Here is a 5,316-nt window from a genome sequence, read left to right as displayed (position 1 = left end):
GCTCAACGCTCACAGCTCAACGCTCACAGCTCAACGCTCACAGCTCAACGCTCACAGCTCAACGCTCACAGCTCAACGCTCACAGCTCAACGCTCACAGCTCACGGCTGGCGGCCGGAGGCTGGCGTCTGGCAGCCCTCTCCATAACTCACCGCCGCAAAAGTTTCGCTGCGCGGGTGAGGATGCTTTCGGGAAGGCCAAGGTGGGAAGCGACGCGGAGTGCTTCGCGCGGCAGATGGCGCGTCGGCTCGGTCGGCGTCAAGGTGTAGTCCATCAACTCCGCGAGGTCGCGCCGGTTGGCCGCAGGGGAATCCGCCAAAGCTTCGGCTAAAGCTACGCTGGGCACGTTGCTTAACCCCACGACTTGCCAGTGGGCGACTCCTTTTAGATATGCCAGGCGGTCGTAATGGGTCGTGAGCAGGCAAATGCTCGGCGACTGTGCCAGGTGTTCGGCCACGGCCTGCGCAAGCGCACTTCCCTCGGCAGGATTAGTGGAAGAAGCGAGCTCGTCAACCAGGAGGAGCGAGCGCTCTTGGGCTTTCGGTAGCACGGCGCAGAGAGCGGCAATCTCATGCCCGAAGCGGCTTAGCCCGGTGACAAAGGCGCGATACTCGCCGGTTAAAATCGAGATGTGCTGGTAGAGGCAGGTGCGGCAATACCCCGCCGGCACAAACATGCCATAAGCGACCAAGGTGGCAAGGAACCCAACCGTGCGCAAGGTGACAGTCTTCCCGCCCATGTTGGCACCGGTCACTATGGCGGCCCCGGCATGCAGGCTAATGCTGATGGGGGTAAAGGCCTTGTTCTCTTTTTTGAGACTTGCCTCGACCTCGGGGTGGCGGGCCGCGACCATCACGAATTCGGCTGGCTCGTCTCGCTCGACAACTTCCGGACGCACACAGCGCCAGTCGCGCGCGAGCAAGGCTTTGCTGAGCAGGAGGTCTAGCTGGCCTAAGCTCGCGATAGCTTGGCGCAGCCGCTCCCCTTCCTGCTTTACGGTTAGGGAGAGCTTGTGCCTTACTTTCTCTTCTTCCTCTTGCTCGTGCTTAAGTAGGCGGTCGAGTTCGAGGGCTAGTGTAAGCTCTTCCGGCGTGGGCTTTAATGCGTAGTAACGCTCGGTGTAGGTTTCGCGGCTTAGGACAAATAGATTAGTCCCCTCGATGCGGCTCTGGAGGCCCCTGTCGTGGCGTGGCACCGCCAGTTCCCCGGCAGGGTTAAACGACAAGCCGACAAGACTTGCTGCCCGCTCTTTTTGACGCTCGCTTAAGCGATTTACCGCACGCTGCTGCTCGCGGATTTTGGCGCGAAACTCGGCGAGGCGCAAAGAAAAGCTGTCGGAGAGATAAAAGGACGGGGAGCCGGTCTTGTCAGGGTCAAGGAGGGAGAGAAGCGCACTAAAATCGGGTGGCTCGTATTTGGCGGGGAGCCTGGGCGTAAGCGAGGCCAGCAGGGCCTTAATCAGCGCAAAGAAATAAAGGTTTTGCTTTAAGGAGAACAGCTCCACGTCAGAGAGACCGCCGCCGGCCAAGACTTCGTGCAGCGGCTCGCGCCAGTCGGGGAGCTCGGCTAGGTAATGGCGGATTTTTGTCAGCTCGTCGGCGTGGGTGGCAAGCAAGGATAGGGCGTGCTCAAGCGAGGCGAGCTCTGCGCGGAGGTCACCTTCGTCACCCGGCCTAAACGGGCACAGGGTTTTGGCCAGCGCCTGCCCGTAGGGAGAGGCGGGGGCGAGACTCGCGAGGAAGTAGTCGAGGCCAAGGATAAGACTTGCGTCGGACATGAGGGACCTCCTTTCGCGCGACGTGGAGTTGGGGGTTGCTGGCTCCTGGCGCTTGGCTGCTGGTAGAAGGGGAAAGCACTAAGCACTTCGCACTTCGCACTGCGTGGAGACGCTAGGGGTTGCATGATTCACGATTCACGATTGCCAGCCGCTCAAAGCTCTTCTAAAGCCTAACGCCTAGAGCCTAACGCCTCTCCCCAAGCGACAAGGGACAAGCGACATCTTCCCAGGCGGCTGGCGGCTGGCGGCTGGCGCCTAAACCTCCTCGTCGGACAAGAACAAATCGTACACCGGCAGCGGAGCGAGGGCGCGGGCGAGCTCCTCTGCGAAGTCGCGCGGGGTGTAGGATTTGCCGGTGGGTGCGGTGGGGTTAACGGTAACCGCAAGAATGCGGATGCTCTTTAGCACCACAGCGCGACCGCCAAGATGAACAAACCTCTGCCAGATTTCCGGGCTGACAAAGATGTGGGTAGGGTCGGGCGAGATAAGGCAGACTTGCTTTACTAAGCGATGATGGTAAATCAACTCGCCGACAAGGGAATCGGTAAGCGCGCCGGGTATAACGAGCGAGAACGGCTGTGCTGGTGAGAGGTGGCCAATAACTGCGGCGGCATGGCCTAGGGCTGAGGTAAAGGGAAGCGCACGCACGCCGTCACTGTCTAGCACTACAAGTTGCCCGGCCTCCATCGCGGCGATGGCTCCTTGGCGAATAGTTAGGTCGCTTACCTCGGGCAGCGAAAAAATGGCCTTAACATGCATGCTCCGCATCAGGATACGTCGCATGTTGCTGCCGGCCACTGCCCCGGTGGCGATTACCGTGCCGTCGGTAATCGTGGGGGCGGCGGAACCGACGCGGTCGAGCGCGCCGTCTACGATGATTAGCTGACAGCCTAGCGCTTGCATAGCAGCGATGCAGTGGCGCATCTCGGCAAAACTGTCTGGCCCCGCTATCTCGACGTTGCCGCTTTCGCGCGCCCGCACCAGCATAACTTCGCCCAGTGCGGTAATGTAGTTAGTGGCGGCAAGGATTTCGAGCCCGGCGGCGGCGCGCGGAAGCGTCCCGGTGGCGGTAGCTAGCACGGTGCCCTCGCGCACGGCAATGCGCGGCTTGGCGAGGCGGCTTAGGACGTCGATTTTCTCGCCGTCATAGCCAATCGAAGAGAGGCCAAGCGTGACGCCGGCATCGGCGCACTGGCGGATAATGCTGTTTACCGCTACTGTCTTACCGGCGTTTTTGGCTAAGCCTACGACGGATACCGACCTGCACCCGCTGCTCTGGATGCGCTCGAGGAGCCGCATGGGCTACTTGCCGCGGCGAAAGCGCTTGCGTTCTTGGTGCAGGCCCGCCGGCTCGAGGGATACTTTGTCGCCGCTAAAGAGCTTCGTAAGGCCGGTATGGTGATGGTCTGCGCAGAGTTTGCAGTCGGTGCAGCTGCTTACGCGGTCGTCGGGTTCGGTATAAGCAGAAATGACGCCTTCGAAATTGCGCAAAACGACTTTGCGCTCGGACATCGAGATAAGGTATTGCGGCATGACGGGAATCTTGCCGCCGCCGCCCGGCGCATCCACGACAAAAGTGGGCACGGCGTAGCCGGAGGTGTGCCCGCGCAAGCTCTCGATAATCTCGATGCCGCGGGCGACAGATGTGCGCATATGGGAAATGCCTTGCGAGAGGTCGCACTGATAGATGTAATAGGGACGCACGCGCATTTTGACTAGGGCGTGCACGAGCTGTTTCATAATGTGCGGGCAGTCGTTAACGCCACGGAGGAGGACTGATTGATTGCCCAGCGGAATACCGGCATCGGCAAGGCGGGCGCAGGCGGCTTGGGCCGCGGGTGTAATCTCCTTGGGGTGGTTAAAGTGCGTATTCAGCCAAATGGGGTGATAGCGCTTAAGCATGTTGCAGAGGTCGTCGGTAATGCGCATGGGCATAACTACGGGCGTGCGCGTGCCGAGGCGGATAATTTCTACGTGAGGAATGGCGCGCAAGCGCGAGATAATGTATTCGAGACGCTCGTCGGAGAGCGCGAGCGGGTCGCCGCCGGAGACCACTACGTCGCGCACGACCGGGGTGTTGGCGACATACTCGATGCAGCGGTCTATTTGGGCGAGGCTCGCGGGCTGGTCGTTCTGCCCGGCAAAGCGGCGCCGCGTGCAGTGGCGGCAGTACATGGCGCACTGGTCGGTAACGAGAAACAGCACGCGGTCGGGATAGCGGTGGGTGAGCCCGGGCACGGGCGAATCGCTGTCTTCGTGCAGCGGGTCGGCCATGTCTTCGGGTGCGTGTACTAGTTCGCGCTCGGTGGGAATGGCTTGCCGGCGCACGGGACAGCAAGAGTCGTCCGGGTCGATAAGGGAGGCGTAGTACGGCGTGATGGCCATGCGCAAGGCACCTAGGGTCGCCGAAACGGCTTCACTTTCGTCGGGAGTGAGCGTGACGACCTGTGCGAGCGCGGTTACGTCCTGAATGCGGTTACGCACTTGCCAGTGCCAGTCGTTCCACTCGGCGTCGGCGATGTCTTTCCACAGAGGGATGTCTCGCTGATGAGGCATGTAGTTTCCTCCTAAATGTAGTGTGGGGGAAGGGGGGATGTCGACGAGGGATCGACGAGGGACGGCAGACTGTGCGAATAGCCTTCCCTAGGTGTAGGGACGTGCCTATGGCACGTCCGCGGACGTGCGAAACGCACGTCCCTACAAGGTTTCTGTCGCCTCCTGCTTTCTGCCAGTGAGGGGTAGCCATGTTTTCGCACGGCCTGACGGAGGAGTGCGACATGCAATTTTTAACATGTTGTCGGACATTTCTGAATGTCGCACTCCTCCGTCAGACTGTGCGAATAGCCTTCCCTAGGTGTAGGGACGTGCCTATGGCACGTCCGCGGACGTGCCATAGGCACGTCCCTACAATGTCTCCGTCGCCTCGTTCCTTCCACCGGCAAGGGGTAGCTATGTTTTCGCACAGTCTGACGGAGGAGCGCGACATTAGTGAAACAAAAAGCTCCGTCCCTTTTGCTTCCGCCGTGCTTCGTGCTCGGCGGAGGACAAGGGGTTGCCGTCGCGTAAGGGGACGACAGGTGCGAAAAGCCTTCCTCGGGTGTAGGGACGTGCCTATGGCACGTCCTCGGACGTGCGAAACGCACGTCCCTACAAGGCTTCTGTCGCCTCCTGCTTTCTGCCAGTGAGGGGGAGCCATGCTTTAGCACGGTTTGACGGAGGAGCGCGACATTAGTGAAGCAAAAAGCTGTCGAGTAGGCAGAGGGCTCATGCCCTCGCGCCCCTCACAGAACCGTGCTGGCGCAATTAACGCACACGGCTCTTCATCACACCATTGCAGACTGCTAGGAGAGCCGCGTCAAAGCTATAGACGTTGACACGAATTCTAGGACTCACCAGGGGCCACTTGGCTGTGAACAGGTCAAACTTCTGCCAGTCAAATGTGCTCCTCTGGCTCCGTCGGTTCAGCCACTTGAAAAGAAGTCGTTTTACTGCCACTAGGAACCTCTCTAAGGCCCGATAGTTATCGGTCACTCCGTAGTA

Annotated in this window: 4 protein-coding genes; all 4 read right to left on the bottom strand. The window is 60.2% G+C overall.

Features of this window, described 5'->3' with window-relative positions; translation table 11 throughout:
* Nucleotides 1-147: 147 nt before the first annotated feature.
* Nucleotides 148-1,776: a hypothetical protein gene (locus tag KGZ66_05185; protein MBS3984978.1), complete on the bottom strand. Its 1,629-nt coding sequence runs from the start codon at nt 1,774-1,776 to the stop codon at nt 148-150.
* Between the two features lie 255 nt (nt 1,777-2,031).
* Entirely contained in the window at nt 2,032-3,075 is a 1,044-nt protein-coding gene (locus KGZ66_05180) for a hypothetical protein (protein MBS3984977.1), read from the bottom strand.
* A 3-nt stretch (nt 3,076-3,078) separates the two neighbouring features.
* Complete coding sequence (ablA, locus tag KGZ66_05175; GenBank protein ID MBS3984976.1) at nt 3,079-4,332, bottom strand: lysine 2,3-aminomutase; 1,254 nt, start codon at nt 4,330-4,332, stop codon at nt 3,079-3,081.
* A 747-nt stretch (nt 4,333-5,079) separates the two neighbouring features.
* Nucleotides 5,080-5,316: hypothetical protein (locus KGZ66_05170; GenBank protein MBS3984975.1), on the bottom strand; the 237-nt coding region annotated here is incomplete at its 5' end.

Source organism: Selenomonadales bacterium (genome assembly GCA_018335585.1).
Classification (GTDB): Bacteria; Bacillota; UBA994; order UBA994; family UBA994; genus UBA994.
Note: the sequence above shows the minus strand (reverse complement) of the source record. Positions and strands in the feature narration are given on the sequence as shown.

Excerpts from the sequence above, each read along its gene's own strand:
- KGZ66_05185 (MBS3984978.1), bottom strand. The coding sequence starts at position 1,776 with ATGTCCGACGCAAGTCTTATCCTTGGCCTCGACTACTTCCTCGCGAGT.
- ablA (MBS3984976.1), bottom strand. The coding sequence starts at position 4,332 with ATGCCTCATCAGCGAGACATCCCTCTGTGGAAAGACATCGCCGACGCC.
- KGZ66_05180 (MBS3984977.1), bottom strand. The coding sequence starts at position 3,075 with ATGCGGCTCCTCGAGCGCATCCAGAGCAGCGGGTGCAGGTCGGTATCC.